The organism is Halomicrobium katesii DSM 19301 (genome assembly GCF_000379085.1).
GTDB lineage: Archaea > Halobacteriota > Halobacteria > Halobacteriales > Haloarculaceae > Halomicrobium > Halomicrobium katesii.
This window is the reverse complement of record NZ_KB905378.1, coordinates 32501-46948: the sequence shown is the minus strand read 5'-3', so window position 1 is coordinate 46948 and position 14448 is coordinate 32501. Positions and strand designations below refer to the sequence as shown.

Here is a 14448-nt window from a genome sequence, read left to right as displayed (position 1 = left end):
GAGAAGGTGCTGGAACAGTGGGCAGTGTACAAGCCCCAGACCGTAGACCACGGGTAGGTGGTCGCCTACGAGGGGGATCGTCCAGTGGAGACCGCAAAGAGCGGGATCCTCCGATTCCCCGAAGTTTCATAGCTCGCCCGCACGAAATTACAGAGACAATGACTGGTGTGTATGCGGCGAAACTCGCCGACGAGACCGACCACCTCCACGAACGTGTGCGCGACCGGTACGCGCTCGCGTCGACCGACGAGTACGTCTGTGTCGGTCGCGGCGAGATGGATATTACTCGTGGCACGCTCCTCCTCCCCGGACTGTACGCGATGCCCCACTGGAATCTGTTGTTTCCCGAACGGGGCGAGGCGGTCCCGTTCACGGTGACGACGGCCGGCGTCGAGGTGGCGGGCCGCGAGGCGCTCATCACCCAGCGCGCATTCACCTTCGAGTCGACGACCCGACGATTCGACTCGCTGACCGTCTACGACGACGACCGTGACCGACTGTTCGATTTCCTCGGACGCGGCGGCCACATCGTGAGCGAACTCCACCCGCGCGTTGAATCCAGCGAACTCGTCATTGAGGGCGGCAAGCAGTGGGTGCGTGTTGCTGGTCAGTATCTCCCACTCGCCGGGCCGATGGCCGCCACCGTTGAGGTGCGGGACAACTTCCTCGACAGCGAAGATCGCTTTCGCGTCCGGGCGGAGGTGACGAACCCACTCGTCGGTGAGATTCTCGGCTACAGCGGGACGTTCACCCAGAAGACAGAATCTCGGGATATGGACTCGCTTCGCCCGGGCGCGACGCCGACGACGCTCCCCGCATGAACTCCGATGCGAGTGCAGTCGCCGGCGCGGTCGTCTGGGGTGGCGCGCTCGCGGTCGGCTGGCTCGGCCCGATCGAGCGTGCGGTCGCACTCGCACCGCTCGTCGTCGTCCCACTCGGGCTCTCCGCAGTCGGAGAATTCGACGGGCGCAGCGAGCGGTTTCGGCGGGTGGGCGTCACCCTCCAGCCTGTCGGCGCACTCGCGGTGCTCGCGTCGGTCACCGCTCTCGACGGGCTGGCGGCAGCGCTCGCGGCGGCCTGTTGGCTTCCGGTGACACTCTCACTCGGAGTTGCGGGCGCGACCCGGACGCTCGATGCGCGCAATCGCGGCTTCGCGCCACTCGCCGATCGGGTCGTCGATGTCGGGCTCGCGTATCTGAACGTCGCGGCCGTCGCACTCGTCATGTTCCATCTTGACCTTACGCTCTGGTTCGCGCCGGTCATCATCCTGCTCACGTTCGTTCACTTCAACTTCGCGGGGTTCGCGCTGGCTGTCGTGACGGGGCTGTCCGGCCGGGTCGCGCCCGGCGGCTGGTATCGCCCGCTCGCGTTCGTCGTGTTCGGTGGGCCCGCACTCATCGGAATCGGAATCTCGTTTTCGCCGCTGGTAGAGGTGCTCGCAGTTGGGTTGTTCACTCTCGGAGTAACGCTGCTCGCTGGCTATCTGCTCAGCCGGGTGGTGCCGACACGGCCACGCCGGCAGGCGGCGATGCTTACGGTGTCGGCGCTCGCGCTCCCAGGGTCGATGGTGTTGGCCCTCGGCTACGGGCTGGCCGCCTACACTGGGTCCAGCCCGCTCGGACTGCCAATCGGGCAGATGGTCACGGTTCACGGCTCGCTCAACGCCTTCGGCTTCGCCATCTGTGGGCTCGTGGGTTGGCGACTCGCTCGTCCCACGGCGAGCGAAGCACGGTAGCCGTCGACGGGCACTGACGGTATGCGCATCAAGAATAGCTTCATCCCCGTCAGCGGCGTCGGAGATGGACAAGACGAAATATCTGGGTCGCGTCGCAAAGCGGTCTAGACTTTGCCTCCGATACTCTCAATTGAGAAGTCACAGCTCATTGCTGTTTTGATCGAACGGTGAAGCAGTTTGTCGAGAAACGATTCGTAGTAGGCTGGATCAGCGTACTTCACCAGCCGAAGTTGGAGCAGCGCCTCTGACCCCTCTGCCGTCCATCGCATCCACTGGTTCTTACACCGCTTGCTGACTTCGCCCATGATACGGTTTATTGTAGTTTCTTACCGGTGATCGTCGCCACAGAGTAGACAATCACCGGTAAATCGCTACAATAATCCGTATGAGCCGTTCGACGGGCCGGAAGTAGCTGGATTCGTCGTGGTCAGCGTCGGTATCTTCGACGTAGTGAAGGTCGAGTTCGTGCTCACCGGCGGTTGTGACGGCTGTACGGGTGTTGGTGCCGGCTCGTTGGAACCGCTGGTCACCGTTGCCGTGAGCGTGTTTCTCCCCACAGAGCGCCTCGACGCGGCTCGCATCGAGGCTCTCGACCATCGATTCGAGCAGTACTGACTCGACGTTCTGCTCGGTAACGAACTCGGCAAGCGTGGCGAGCGGTACCGTTTTGTCCTCGTCGATGCTAATCGTGAACCGCACGTCGATTGTGGCGTGCATGGGTTGCCTCGTAGGTTGGACACCAGAAGCGACCCGTTCCTCACGGGAGCCAGTTGCTACTGAACTCTAGAGAGCTTTGCGACACGACCAAAAGTTGCGGCGATCTTCCGAGAACGCGATCGCTACGAGGCGATCCGCTCCATTCGCGACGGCGTCGTCGCCGATGTCGAAGCTCGGGTGCCGGGGCCGGACGCGCGGCCGAACGCTGCGCTGGTGTGGCAGGGCGAGGACGAGCCCGAAGAGTTCTATCCGTACCGGCTCTCTGGGAAGGGCGCGAACAAGGAGCACTTCCACACGCTCGGGATCACCGACGCGTTCGCTGGTACCGGCGGCGACGGTCTCTCGACCACGGACCGGGGCGCTCTCGACTACGAGACGCTGCTCGAAATCGACCCCGACGCAATCCTCCTCCGCGGCCACGGCGACAAGTCCCGAGAAGAGTTCCGTAACACGGTCCTCTCGTTCATGCGAGAGCACTCCGTCGCCAGCCAGTTGACTGCCGTCGAGAACGAGACAGTGTTCCGTGGCGGTCCGATTTACGCGGGGCCGCTCCACAACCTCTTCCTGCTCGAACGGTTCGCCAAGTCGTTCTTCCCAGACATCTTCACGGAGGACCAGCTGTTCGACCACCAGCGCGTCGCCGAGATCGTCACGGACGGCGTCTGATCCTCCGCGAGTCTTCGGTGATGGAGCGGGAGTGACTCTCTTTTCACGAGCTGTTCCCGCCTGAAAGGGTGTGGGACCGTCAGTCGTCGTCCGCCGGCTCTGGGCCGGCGTCTCCCATCAGGTCGGTGCCCCGCCACGTCCCCCGGGAGTACCAGGCGAACGCAAGGAGGCCGCCGACGACGTTCGACAGTGCGAACCCGAGCCAGATCCCGGTCGGTCCGAGGATGTCGGCCGCGCCGTAGGCTGTCGAGAGGCGAACGACGCCGAGGACGCCGACGACGATGATCGCGGCGGTACCTGTCTTGCCGGCACCGCGAAAGCCCGCGTTGAACGCCCGCCGGACCCCGATGAATCCGAACGTCGGAGCGACGAATCGAAGGAAGGTCGCCCCGGCGGCGACGACATCCGGATCTCGGGTGAACACGTCCACGATGGCAGGTGCACCGACCCACACGACCAGCCCGACGAACGTCAGCACACCGAGCAGGGCGACCGCCGCGAACGAGACGGTCCGCTCGGCGCGGTCGTGTTCTCTCGCGCCGATGTTCTGTCCCACCATCGTCTCGACGCCGCTCGCGAACGCGACAGCGGGGAGGACCACCAGCGAGAAGACGCGGATGCCGACGCCGTAGCCCGCGACAACGGCCGTTGGGAACAGTCCGACGATGAACAGCATGAGGTTGATAGCGAGCGCACGCGCACCCTCTTCGACGGCAGACGGCAGCCCGACACGACCGATCTTTTTGCCGAATTCGATGTCGGGGATCATCTTTGCGGGCCGAATCTGTAACCCCTGCGTCCCGTACAGGAGGAGACCGACGCCGAAGGCTGCCGCGAGTCCACGACAGGCGACCGTCGCAAACGCAGCACCCCGAATTCCGAGCTCGGGCACTGGACCCCATCCGTATATGAGGATCGGGTCCAGGGCAACGTTGAGGACGACGGAGCCGAACATGACCAGCATCGGCGTGACTGTGTCGCCGTAGCCCCGAAGCAGCGAGATGAACACGACGAACGTGAAGAAGAACCCGATGCCCAGCGAGATGATCCGGAGGTACGCGGTCGCTTCGGTGAGGACGGCCCCCGAGGCACCCAGTACCGCCAGCAGGTCGTCGACGAACAGGTAGCCGGTCGCACCGAGAACGACGGAGGCGATGGTCGCGTACGTGATCGTCTGCGAGGCGACGAAGTTGGCTTCCTCTGTGTCTTCAGCGCCCGTGTGCTGGGCGACGAGGACACTCCCGGCGACCGACACGCCGAGACCGAGAGACAACAGCAGGTACACCATCGGAAACGCGAAGCTCATCGCGGCGAGGGACGTGGTACTGTATCGGCCGATCCAGAGCGTGTCAGTGAGGTTGTACGCCGTCTGGAGCGCGTTCGTCACGGCGATAGGGATGGCAAGCCAGAGCAACGGCCTGGCGATCCCGCCGGTCGTTAGGTCGTCAGTCGGGCCGTCGAAGAGAGCACGGAGTCGCCCCCACAGAGTCATGTCGGATACCCGTTGGGGAAGGTCGTCGCGAACGCCTCCCGCCGGTGCTCATACTGCCGGCTGTACGTCTGTACTGAATTTCGCGACCTCGTGGTCGCGAATATCTTGAAACAGTGATAGCCGGCAGTATCAGTCGACACGCGGCACCGATCCGGTTGGCTCTCGCTGCCGTCCCGGTCTGTCGTCGTTGTCAGTTCCATGGCTGTCCGTTCAGACGACTGATTCGTGCCAGTGCGAGGCAACGTCCGCGCACGTCCCGACCCAGGTGTCGTCGGTGGCGAGCACGCGTTCCAGCAGGCGGTCGAGCATGTCTACGCGACTCGCTCGGCCCACGACTTGGGGATGCATCGTCGGAACGAACAGCCGACGGCGATCGTAGAGTCCCTCGAATTCGGCCCGCCAGGCCTCGAACACCTGCTGAACCGGCGTGATTCCTGCCTGGAACTCAAACGCCGGGGACATGTTGTACCCCCAGTAGACAAAGTCGTCCAGCAGGTAGCAGTTCGGGATTTCGACGAGGTCGCCGCTGTCGCGCAGATACGGTACGTCCGTCGCTTGCGAGGAGGCGTCGTATGTCATTCCGGCGGCCAGGACCAGTTCCATCGTCTGGTCCGTCGTGCCACCGGGTGTCCGGTAGCCGGTGGGCGTCTCCCCGAGGAGGTCGTCGAACAGGTCGAGTGCCTGCTTGAACTCGCGCTCCTCACGTTCCGGGGGCATGTTCCGTGGCGAGTCGTGGGTGTATCCGTGGTGTGCGATCTCGTGACCGGCCGCGTGTATTCGCTGGACGACGGCCGGCCAGTCGGCAGCGACTTTCCCAGGGACGAAGAAAGTACACTGAGCATCGTGGCGGTCGAACACGTCGAGGATCCGCGGGACGCCGACTTTGGGGCCGTACTCTCCCCGATAGCTGATCCGTGCGAACTCCGGGTCGACGCTCCCTGCCGCTCGCCACAATTCGCCTGCGTCGAGGTCGAACGTGAAGGTTGCGGCCGCCTGGTAGTCGTCTGGCCAGGGATCCTGGTCGGTCTCCCACGGGACGCCCTCGTCGATTAGGTCGCGCTGTTCGCCGGTCGATCCGTCGGTGGCTACTGTGGTGTCGTTTGTCATCGGTTTCTCCGGTGAAGTGGTCGTTCGCTCGGTCGGTCGTCGGTTGTCGGCTCTCCGAGTCACGGCTGACGTGGCTCCTGTGTCGCGACAAGTGGGTTGTCAATCTCGGTGTAGACCGACTGTGTCTCGGGCGACCCGGTGAGTTCGTCCATGTCGTGGAACCGCGTCAGTAGGTTCGCCTTGCAACTGATCGTTTCTGCAGTGAGCAGGTCAGTCAGGAGTGACGATGCTGCGTGGTCGTACTGTCGGAGGTGCTCCAGTTCCGTCCGGAATACGTCGAGCAAGGCCCGCTCGTCGACCAGACCTGCAGTCCCGAACGCGTTGACGACGCCAAAGACGTTGTTCAGGACGACGTAGTAGCGCACGCGTTCGTCCGCGATGGCGTCGGGACAGACGGTGTCCGTTCGATCACACACGCCTGGCAGGAGCGCGTCGAGGTCGTCGGCCGCGGACTCTGGGATGTAGTACCCCTGGCTGTCGCGGTACGCGAAGCTCGTGGGATAGCCGTCTTCGAGTTCGAGCACGCCGTTTTGCTGGTGGGCTTCAACGCCGAGTCCGCAGTCGAGGTACAGCCAGAGGACGGGACGGATTGCCGTCTGCAGGTATTGTTCGAACCAGTCCTTGCTGACCGCCTCGGTCGTACGGCCCTCACGCTCGGCCAGCGTCCGGACGATCGTCTCCAGCTGTGAGGTGCCGGCGACGCCGTCCTGACAGAGGGCGACGACTGGCATGACGTTTGCCCCGGCGTCGTCCCGGTATGGGTTCTTCCGGAGGACGGTCTCGAATCCGGATTCCGGCCCGTCTCCCACGTTCACTGTCAGGTACGCCGGGTCGTGGAGCATGTCGAATGACGGGAACTTTCGGTCTACCGTCCGTCCGAGTGCCGTATCGAACAGTTCTGTGATGGCGGCTCCTCGGTCCAACTCGCGCCGCTTGTTCACTCGCTTGGAGTTCGTGATCCGGACGCCGAGAGATGTCTTGACCATGAACGGCGCGTCTGGGCTGTACAGCGTCCGGACGGAAGAGGTCGGATGGAAAACTTGACCGACCGGGCCGAGCGAGACGATGTCATCACCCAGGTGCTCCCGAACGTGTGGCTGTGATTCAAGATAGTCAGCCTGCCAGGGATGGGCCGGGATCAGGATGCCGTCTCCGTCAACGTGGTCGGCGACGAAGGACTCGTCGACGGCATCGTCGGCACGGAGCGTCCGTTCGATCCACTCCGGCGCGCTCTCGGTCAGCGCCGAGCCGTGCTCTACGAGCGAAGGGGCTACCTCGAAGTAGTGCAATCGAAACGAGCCGCCGAGTTCCGGTGCATACGTCTCGCGCTTGTGTGGTGGAATCCCTTCCCGGCTCTTCGGCGTCGGGTGGAGGTGGTGGCCGAAGACGAGCGACTGTTCGGCTTCGAGAAACGTCGTCTCGAAGCTATCGAGCCCGTCACCACGGCGTGCTTCAACAAACCGTTCGACGTTCTTGCAGCTCTGGATGACCCGCAGTAGCAGTTCGTCGGCGGCACCCGAGCCACTCCGCGCCGCTGCCAGTTCCGTCGTCACCAGCGTGACGAGCGTCGGATAGGTGAGTTTCAGTACCTCACCGTCCGGGAGCCGGTAGACGCCGGGCAGGTCGAACAGGTGGCGGTCCGTCGGGGACTCGTACGCCAGCGGGACGAACAGGTCGACGCCTTGCGTCTCGAAGCGGACGTGGATCGCCTCCTCGGGATCCGCGTCGAGCGGGGTATTCTCTGCCGAGCGGACATCGTACGCACCCGTCTCACGGAGATAGCAGTTGAGGAAACTGTGCGTCGTGGCGGCCCTCGCACGTTCGTTCGCGTTCATCGGCGGCCTCCGTAGTGGTTGCCGACGCGCTCGGCGGACGTATCGGCGAGGAACTGTTCGACGTCGAAGTCCTGGAAGACCGTGTCCTCGTCGATCGGATACACCTCGCGGCCGGTGAGCTGTTCGACGATGACGGCGTTGCGGTAACAGCCCAGACCCAGATCCGGGGTGCCGACGCCGTGGGTGTGGACCCCGGCGTTCTGGACGAACAGCCGCCCCGTACAGTCGCTCTCGACGCGGTACTCTTCGGTGATACGGAGCCGCCCCTTCGGATCGCGTTCGAGCGCGTCTTCTAGCGGTCCCAGGAACGACGGCGTCGGCCGGTGGTAGCCGGTCCCGAGAACGACCGTCGCCGCCTCGTGGACGAATCGCTCGTCCTGCTGGGTCTGGTGGCACGTGAGACGGTACCCGTCGTCGGTCGCCTCGATATCCTCGACGGCGGTCGTCGCGAGCATCCCGAAGTCGGGATCGCGCGAACCGATAGACCGCTCGTACAGCGTGTCGTAGATCCGTGCGCTCGTCTGCACGTCGATCCCCTTGTACAGGAGGTCCTGCTCGGAGAGCGTCTCGTCTCTGGTCTCCCGATCGAGGTCGGAGAAGTATCGCGTGTACTCCGGGGTGAAGTGTTGCAGGCCGAGCTTCGAGTACTCCATCGGGAAGAAACCGTCCGACCGGGTGAGCCAGTCGAGGCGGTAGCCGTGATCGGCCTGTCGTTCGAGCAGATCCAGGACGACCTCGGCGGCGCTCTGGCCGGAACCGACGACGGCGATCGCGTCGCTGTCGAGAGCGCCGTCGCGGCGGTCGCGGTACTGTGCGGTGTGAAAGACGGCGTCGCCGAGACAGTCGCGGAACTGCTCTGGAACGTAGGGCCGTGAGCCGACGCCAACGACGAGGTCGTCGGCAGTGAACGCGTACCGCTCGCCGGTTTCCGGGTCGACGGCTTCGACCCGGAAGCCTGCATCGATCTCGGTGACACTCGTGACCCGGCGGCTGAACCGACAGCTGTCGAGTCGATCCGCGACCCAGCCGAGGTAGGCGTCGTACTCCCGACGAGGCACCTGGAACGTCTCGTAGAAGTAGAACTCGTAGATGCGGTCGGTCTCGCGCAGGTAGTTGAGGTAGCTGTACTCACTGGTCGGATCGGCGAGCGTGACCAGATCCGCGAGGAACGGCACTTCGAGGGTCGCTCCCTCGATGAGCATCCCCTCGTGCCAGGCGAACGCCGACGCCTGTTCGAGGAACGCCGCCTCGACGTCCGTGTCCGCGAGCAGGGCCGCGAGCCCGAGGTTGAACGGTCCGAGTCCCACACCGAGGACGTCGACGTGACCACGGTCGATTTCAGTCATTCGCTCTCACCTCCGCCACTGCCGCGTGGCCGTCGGGCCAGATCGTCTCCTCGAAGGTCTCGCGGTGGCAGTACATGAGCAGCGCGTCTTTCTCGTCCATGGCGATCTCTCGGACCGGTTCGAACCCACAGCGACTGAACACGTGTCTGACGACCTCGTTGCGAACGTCGGGCTCGACCACGATCCGGTCGGTCTCGGCGTGTGTGAACTGAAAGCGCAGCATCGCTCTGACGAGCGGGACGGCCAGCCCCTGTCCGACGAACTCCGGCGGGCCGACGAGGAGGTGGAGCCCCTGGTCGGTCGGGTTCGCGTCGAAGTGCTCGCCGACCTCGTCGTCTGTCGCCCAGTAGCACTCCCAGTAGCTCATCGGGACGTGATCGACCGATCCGACGTAACAGCCCACGCCCTCGGTCGCCAGCTTCCCCGCCATCGTCTCGCGAAACACCGACAGCGGTTCTGCCAGGTCCCAGAACGGCTGGACGTGTTCGGCGTTGAGCCACGCGTGCAGCCGGCCGAGATCCTCGGACAGCGAGACCGGACGGAACGCGATCGTCCGGTCGATCGTCTCGTCGTGGAGCCGGAAGCTGTCGTCGCGGCCGACCGACATGGCGGGCGCGGTCATCGCATCACCGCCTGTGAGAACTCCTCGATCAGCGGATTGGGGACGGCAGCGTACACCGACTGGTCGTCCAGCGAGGGGGCGTCGAGTTCGTCGAGTCCGCGGAACCGCGTGAGCAGGTTCGCCTTGCGTGGGACGGTCTCGGACTCGAAGAGCGGGTCGAGCAGCGACGAGGACGGACGGTCGAACTGCCGGAGCGACGAGAGGTGGTCGTACAGGTGTTCGAGGAGCCGACGTTCGTCCACCAGCCCGGCGGTACCGAAGGCGTTGATCACGCCGAAGGCGTTGTTCAGGACGACGTAGTAGCGGATCCGCTCGTCGGCGACGGCGTCCGGGCAGATCGTGTCGGCCCGCTGGCCGACGCCGGGACAGACGGCGTCGATCCGATCGTAGGCACCCTCCGGGAAGTAGTACCCCTGGTTGTCGCGGTAGAAGGCGCGGTCCGGATAGCCGTCGTCATCGAGCGTCAGGACCGTGTTCTGCTGGTGGGCCTCCAGTCCGAGCCCCCATTCGAGGAACAGCCAGAGGACCGGCCGGATCGCCGTCTCCAGATACCGCTCGAACCAGTCGACGCTCACCGCGTCGGGGCTTTGCCCCGTTCGCTGTGCGATGTCGCGAACGACCCGCTCCAGGCGGGACGCCCCCGCAATGGCGTCCTGACACAGCGCCGCGACCGGCGTCGCTCGCCGCCGGCCCGACGGAGCGAACGGGTTCTCTCGGAGGACGACCTCGAACCCGGATTCGGCGCTCTCGCTCTGGACGGTCAGATAGGCGGGGTCTCGGATCACGTCGAACGCGGGGAATCGATCGTCGATCGCGTCCCCGAGTTCGGTGTCGAGCAGCTCCGAGATCGCGACGCCGCGGTCCAACTCCGGGCGCTTGTTCGTCCGCTCGGCGTTCGTGATCTTGACCGCCAGCGAGCCCTTGACCATGAACGGGGACTCGGGCGCGTACAGCGTCCGCACCGAGGAGGTCGGTGCGAACTCGCGGCCGATCGCTCCGAGCGATTCGAGACGCCCGTCAGCGAGCAAGCTCCGTGCCGGATCCCGGTCGAGCAGGTACTGGGCCTGCCAGGGGTGAAGCGGAACGAGCACGCGCCCGTCGTCGACGTGGCGGTCGACGACGTCGTCGGAGACGGTCGGATCGTCTCGGAGGGCCGACGCGACCCACTCGGCGGCGCTGTGCTCGCGCGTGGACGCCTGCTCGACGACGGCCGAATCGGCGCTGACGTAGTGCAGCGAGAAGCTCGTCCCGAGCTCGGGCGCGTAGCGCGGCCCGTCTCGACCCATCCCGCGCCGGCTCTTCGGGGTCGGGTGCATGAGGTGTCCGAACACGAGCGACTGTTCGGCCTCACGAAACGTCGCCTCGGGATCGGTGAGCGCGTCGTCACCACGGCGGGCATCGACGAACCGCGCCGTCGCCCGACAGCTCGAAACGACACGGGCGAGCAGCTCGTCCCGATCGGCGTCGCCCCCGCGCGTCAGTTCGAGCTCCTTGGTCAGGAGCGTCGCGAGCGTGAGGTAGTCACAGTCGTGGATCGTCCCCTCGACGCGGTACTGCACCGGCGTCTCGAAGAGGTGACGCCCGGTCGGCGAGCGGTGTGCGACCCGCGCGTACAGGTCGATGCCCTGGGCTTCGAGGGGACAGTACAGGACGGTCCCCTCGGTGTCGATCGGCGTCTCGTCGGCGGGTCGAAACGCCCCACTGGCAGTCTCGTGGCAGTAGCAGTTCAGGAAGCTGTGCGTCGTGGCGTGGCGCGCGATCTCGCGCGCCGAGTCGTCGTGGTGTCGTGTCAGTCGCGTCATGTCGATCTCTCTCGTTCGATCTCGGTGCCGTGTTCGACGACCGATTCGAGCAGCGCGCGGAGCGACGAGCGCGTCGCGCGCGGGTTCAGCACGGTGAACTTGAGCGTCGCCGTCCCGTCGACTTCGGTGCGGGCGATCACCGCCCGCCCCGCCCGGAGCAGCCGATCGCGGATGGCCGGGTTGATCTCGTCCGGATCGCCCTCGCCGGGCCGGTAGCGAAACAGGACGGTGCTCAGCTGTGGTTCACACACCAGTTCGAGCTCGGGGTGGTCACGAACGTCGTCGCCGACGGCGGTCGCGAGGTCGACGACGTACTCGACCCAGTCGGCGAGGCGCTCGCGTCCCAGCGTCCGGAACGTCACGTACGGTTTCAGGGCGTCGAACCGACGGGTCGTCTGGAGGGACTTCCCGACGAGGTTCGGGACGCCCGCCTCGTCGTCGGCCTCGGGGTTGAGGTACGCCGCGTTGCGGTCCTGTAGCCGGAACTGGCTGCCGTCTCGGAGCAGAAAGGCCCCACAGCTGATCGGCTGGTAGAACAGCTTGTGGAAGTCGACCGCGACGGAGTCAGCCCGGTCGATCCCGTCGAGCGTCGACCGCTCGCGTTCTGAGAGCAGCAGTGCGCCGCCGTAGGCGGCGTCGACGTGGAACCAGAGGTCGTGCTCGGCTGCGCGGTCGGCGAGTGCCGGGAGCGGATCGACGGCACCGTGGTCGGTCGTCCCTGCGGTCCCGAACAGCGCGAACGGTCGGCACCCCGCCGCTGTGAGATCCGCGAGGGTCGCGTCCAGCGCGTCCGGGTCCATCCGGTAGCCGTCGTCAGTTGGGACCTCGACGACGGCGTCCTCGCCGAGACCCAACTGCGCCGCGGCCTGGGCCGCGGTGAAGTGAGCCGCCTCGGAGGTGACGACCCGGAGGTCGTCGGCGTCGGCAGGGAGTCCCTCGGTCTGTACGTCACAGTCCAGTCGCTCCCGACAGTACCACTCCCGGGCCAAGAGCAGGCCCTGGAGGTTCGACTGGGTGCCGCCGCTCGTGAACACGCCGTCAGCGCCGGCAGGGAACGACAGGAGGTCACAGAGCGCGTCGACGACCCGCTCCTCGCAGACGGAGGGCGCTGGGGCCTGGTCGAACGAGTCCATCGACTGGTTCGTCCCCGCGACGAGCGTTTCGGCCGCGAGTCCGGGGATCGTCGGCGGACACTGGAGGTGAGCGACACAGTCCGGGTCGAAGACGCCGACGACGGACGAGAGCACCTCGTCCGCGACCTCGCCGAGCGTCTCTTCGACAGACTGCCCGCGCTCGGGGAGGACACGCCGTCCCGCCAACCGGTCGCGGAGCGTGTCGGGGTCAGCGCCGGAGTACGGCGTCGCGCGGTCGGTCGCGGTCACGACGGCGCGCGTCGCCGCGTCGGCCGCAGCCGCGTACGCGCGGTTTCCCTCGTCGCTCCCGAGGAACGCGTCGTCGACCGGCGGCTGGTCCAGGCGCTCCGTCGCGTCGGGAGCCCCGCCGCTCATGCGAGCACCTCCGCGCGTTCGTCGGCGTCGATCGCCGCGCGGACGCTGCGGTGGAACAGCTCGGCGATGTCGTCGACCTGTCTCGGGGAGACGACCAGCGGCGGGAGGAACCGAGCGGTCGCGCCGTCGCGCCCGCCGGTCTCGACGATGAGCCCGCGATCGAACGCCTCGGCCTGAACGCGCTCTGCGAGGTCGCCGTCGGGCGGGTAATGGCCCTGCGGGCCGGGCTCGCCGGCCGGGTCGACGAACTCGACGCCCAGCATGAGGCCACGTCCCCGAACGTCCCCGACCGCGTCGCTGATCGCAGCGGTGTCTTCGAGACGCTCGCGGAGCCGCTCGCCCATCGCTGCGGCGTGCTCGTCGAGGTCGTTGTCGAGGACGTGTCGCATCGTCACCGTCCCGGCCGCCATCGCGAGCTGGTTGCCACGGAACGTCCCCGCGTGCGCTCCCGGCTCCCACCCGTCGAGTTCCTCGTCGTAGACGACGACCGCGAGCGGGAGCCCCCCGCCGACGGCCTTCGAGACGGTGACCACGTCGGGGACGATGTCGGCGTGCTCGAAGCCGAACAGCTCTCCGGTGCGACCGAGCCCGGTCTGGATCTCGTCGGCGATCAGCGGCACGTCGTGCTCGTCGGTGAGACGCCGGATCTCGCGCAGCCACGGGACCGGCGCGGGAACGGACCCTCCTTCGCCCTGGACCGACTCGCAGATCATGCCGGCGGGCGAGACGACGCCGCTCGCGGGATCGTCGAGCACCCGTTCGACGTACCGGGCGCTGGTTCGCCAGCACTCGTCGCCGCCCGCCCCGAACGGACACCGGTACGTGTAGGGGTACGGGAGGTGGTGGACGGCCGAAGGCAGTTCGGGCAGAGGTTCTTTCGGCCCGGTGTTGCCCATGAGGCTCAACGCCTCGCCAGTCATCCCGTGGTAACCGCCCTGGAAGCCGAGGATCGGCCGATTTCCGGTGGCCGTTCTGACGAGCTTCAGTGCCGCTTCCACCGCGTCGGTCCCGGCGGGGCTACAGAACTGGACCTTCGCGGTGTCTGTCAGCTCGTCGGGGAGACAGTCGAACAGCGTGTCGACGAACCGCTCTTTCTCCGGCGTCGTGATGTCCAGCGTGTGGATGGCTCGCCCGTCGGCGAGCACGCGCTCCATCTCCTCGACGACGGCCGGATGGTTGTGTCCGAGAGCGAGCGTCCCCGCCCCCGCGAGGCAGTCGTAGTACTCGTTGCCGTCGACGTCGACGACCGTCAGTCCCGAGGCGGTCTCGATCGCCAGCGGAAGATATCGCGGATAGGTCCGCGCGCTCGATTCGCGATCTGCCTGCTGGGCGAGCAACTGGTCGGCCGTCGCGTCAGCGTAGTTCACTCACGATCACCTCCAGTCCGGGAGGCCATCCCTCCGGACAGCGTGTGATGGCTCGTCATCAGTTGTTTTAGGTATACCTAAAAATAAAAAGCTACTGGTAATAGTTAGAGTTCTAGTAAAAAGTCGCGAAAATACCCTAAAAGATCGAAATGTTGAAATAATATGCCGAGAGCTAACCGACTGTCAGCAGCCGGCGGATGGACTGGAACCGTCGAAAGTCACTGCACGGCCGAGCGCGACGGCAGTCGATC

10 protein-coding genes and 3 pseudogenes are annotated in these 14448 nt (G+C 65.8%); 3 read left to right on the top strand and 10 right to left on the bottom strand.

Features of this window, described 5'->3' with window-relative positions; genetic code table 11:
* Window positions 1-158: 158 nt before the first annotated feature.
* Both HALKA_RS0100250 and HALKA_RS18810 read left to right on the top strand, forming a co-directional pair.
* Window positions 159-821: a DUF4166 domain-containing protein gene (locus HALKA_RS0100250; RefSeq protein WP_018256104.1), complete on the top strand. Its 663-nt coding sequence runs from the start codon at window positions 159-161 to the stop codon at window positions 819-821.
* Window positions 818-1735 (top strand): YndJ family protein, encoded by a 918-nt coding sequence (locus HALKA_RS18810; RefSeq protein WP_018256103.1) that lies wholly within the window; start codon window positions 818-820, stop codon window positions 1733-1735. The genes HALKA_RS0100250 and HALKA_RS18810 overlap by 4 nt, the downstream gene beginning before the upstream one ends.
* 104 nt (window positions 1736-1839) lie before the next feature.
* On the opposite strand, the pseudogene HALKA_RS22420 reads toward HALKA_RS18810, so the two are convergent.
* Window positions 1840-2046: pseudogene (locus tag HALKA_RS22420) on the bottom strand (ISH6 family transposase); the annotation flags it as partial.
* Window positions 2047-2119: 73 nt separating this feature from the next.
* Window positions 2120-2452 (bottom strand): annotated as a pseudogene (locus tag HALKA_RS22415) (ISH6 family transposase); the annotation flags it as partial.
* A 90-nt stretch (window positions 2453-2542) separates the two neighbouring features.
* Between HALKA_RS22415 and HALKA_RS18805 the strand changes: the two are divergent.
* Window positions 2543-3118 (top strand): annotated as a pseudogene (locus HALKA_RS18805) (ABC transporter substrate-binding protein); the annotation flags it as partial.
* A gap of 79 nt (window positions 3119-3197) precedes the next feature.
* Here the strand turns inward: HALKA_RS18805 and HALKA_RS0100225 are convergent.
* The 8 genes from HALKA_RS0100225 to HALKA_RS0100190 form a co-directional block, all read right to left on the bottom strand.
* Window positions 3198-4610: an MATE family efflux transporter gene (locus HALKA_RS0100225; protein ID WP_018256101.1), complete on the bottom strand. Its 1413-nt coding sequence runs from the start codon at window positions 4608-4610 to the stop codon at window positions 3198-3200.
* A 210-nt stretch (window positions 4611-4820) separates the two neighbouring features.
* On the bottom strand, window positions 4821-5717 hold the full coding sequence (locus HALKA_RS0100220; protein ID WP_018256100.1) for a polysaccharide deacetylase family protein: 897 nt from the start codon (window positions 5715-5717) through the stop codon (window positions 4821-4823).
* A gap of 59 nt (window positions 5718-5776) precedes the next feature.
* Window positions 5777-7552 carry an IucA/IucC family protein gene (locus HALKA_RS0100215; protein ID WP_018256099.1) on the bottom strand — a complete coding sequence of 592 codons (1776 nt, stop codon included), beginning with the start codon at window positions 7550-7552 and terminating at the stop codon, window positions 5777-5779.
* Window positions 7549-8898 (bottom strand): lysine N(6)-hydroxylase/L-ornithine N(5)-oxygenase family protein, encoded by a 1350-nt coding sequence (locus tag HALKA_RS0100210; RefSeq protein ID WP_018256098.1) that lies wholly within the window; start codon window positions 8896-8898, stop codon window positions 7549-7551. The genes HALKA_RS0100215 and HALKA_RS0100210 overlap by 4 nt, the downstream gene beginning before the upstream one ends.
* Complete coding sequence (locus tag HALKA_RS0100205) at window positions 8891-9520, bottom strand: GNAT family N-acetyltransferase (RefSeq protein WP_018256097.1); 630 nt, start codon at window positions 9518-9520, stop codon at window positions 8891-8893. The genes HALKA_RS0100210 and HALKA_RS0100205 overlap by 8 nt, the downstream gene beginning before the upstream one ends.
* The gene (locus HALKA_RS0100200) at window positions 9517-11322 is read right to left on the bottom strand and encodes an IucA/IucC family protein (protein ID WP_018256096.1); all 1806 of its coding nucleotides are present in this window, start codon (window positions 11320-11322) and stop codon (window positions 9517-9519) included. Before HALKA_RS0100200 ends, HALKA_RS0100205 begins: the two co-directional genes overlap by 4 nt.
* Window positions 11319-12830, bottom strand: a complete 1512-nt coding sequence (locus HALKA_RS0100195) for a pyridoxal phosphate-dependent decarboxylase family protein (RefSeq protein ID WP_018256095.1) — start codon at window positions 12828-12830, stop codon at window positions 11319-11321. The genes HALKA_RS0100200 and HALKA_RS0100195 overlap by 4 nt, the downstream gene beginning before the upstream one ends.
* Entirely contained in the window at window positions 12827-14197 is a 1371-nt protein-coding gene (locus HALKA_RS0100190) for a diaminobutyrate--2-oxoglutarate transaminase (protein WP_018256094.1), read from the bottom strand. Before HALKA_RS0100190 ends, HALKA_RS0100195 begins: the two co-directional genes overlap by 4 nt.
* Between the last annotated feature and the right edge of the window lie 251 nt (window positions 14198-14448).